The sequence below is a fragment of the Burkholderia sp. Bp8963 genome (assembly GCF_003854275.1).
Classification (GTDB): Bacteria; Pseudomonadota; Gammaproteobacteria; order Burkholderiales; family Burkholderiaceae; genus Burkholderia.
Genome location: NZ_QTQP01000159.1, coordinates 1 through 1008, shown reverse-complemented (window position 1 = coordinate 1008; position 1008 = coordinate 1). Strand labels below are relative to the sequence as shown.

The following is a 1008-nucleotide window of genomic DNA, read 5'->3' as shown; positions in this document are numbered from 1 at the left end:
AGATCGAGCAGGTTCTTGTCGACCGGTGTCACCGTGTTCTTGCCGAACGCGCGCGCATCCGCGAGCTGCGCGAAGAACTGCCAGTGCTCGCCGAGATGCGCGTCTGCGTGAACCTCGATGCGCTGGAGCAGATAGGTATCCGACTGCGCGGAACCGATGCCGAACAGCGGTGCGTTGTTGCTTTCGACCCGCTCGCGCAGGTTCACGCCGAGCGACAGATAGGATTTCGGGTCACCGCCGAGCGGAATGTACTTGAGACCGTCGAGCGGCGCGCGCGGCACGCATGGATTCGCGAGCACCGACCAGTCTTCCTGCCAGCGATTGAACAGCACGACGGGCCGTTTCGCGTTGCACGTGGATGCCGACGCGGCGCCGCCTGCCGCGGCGCTGGCCGATGCTGCGGCCGGTATGCTCGCTGCTGCGGCCGATGCTGTGGTCGATGTGGGGGTCGATGCAGCGGTCGGTGCGGCGGTCGGTGCGGCAGTCGATGCGGTAGTCGATGCAGCAGTCGTATCTGCGCACGCCGCGTCGACGCCCGCGAACACCAGCGCCGCGGCAACCGACATGCGCGCAGCCGTGCCGAAACGACGGCCGCGCATTGTGGTGGACACCATGGTTTTCCTCGCCTGTGCCAACCTCGGATTGTGCGTGGCCGCGCCGGCCATACGCCGGACGCGCGTGAAGCGCCCCTCTTTGCCCCGCCGGATCATACGCGCCCCGCCGTGGCCACGCGCTCGTGCTCGCCAGTGACGGCCGCGAGCCACGCGAGCGCGCATGCCGGCGCGAGCAGCGCCCAGAAGCCGATGTGACGGAAGCCCAGCGCACCGGCCACCGCGCCGATCGCGAACGCGACGATGGCCGGCATCATCTTGCCGAAACGCGCGCGCGCCGCCGCGCGCACGCTGTCGGCCGTGCCCGCGGACACGATATCGACCATGTCGAGGATCGCCTGTGTGACGTTGCCCGTCATCACGGTATTCGGCACGCCCGGACGCTGGATCAGCCGCG

General features: G+C 68.8%; 2 protein-coding genes. Both read right to left on the bottom strand.

Translation table 11 applies throughout. The features are described 5' to 3' along the window. On the bottom strand, positions 1-614 hold a 614-nt coding region (locus DID96_RS37795; RefSeq protein ID WP_260464180.1), incomplete at its 3' end, for an alginate export family protein. Positions 615-706: 92 nt separating this feature from the next. Beyond that, the coding region (locus DID96_RS37790; RefSeq protein ID WP_148094539.1) for a DUF1275 family protein at positions 707-1008 on the bottom strand (302 nt) is incomplete at its 5' end.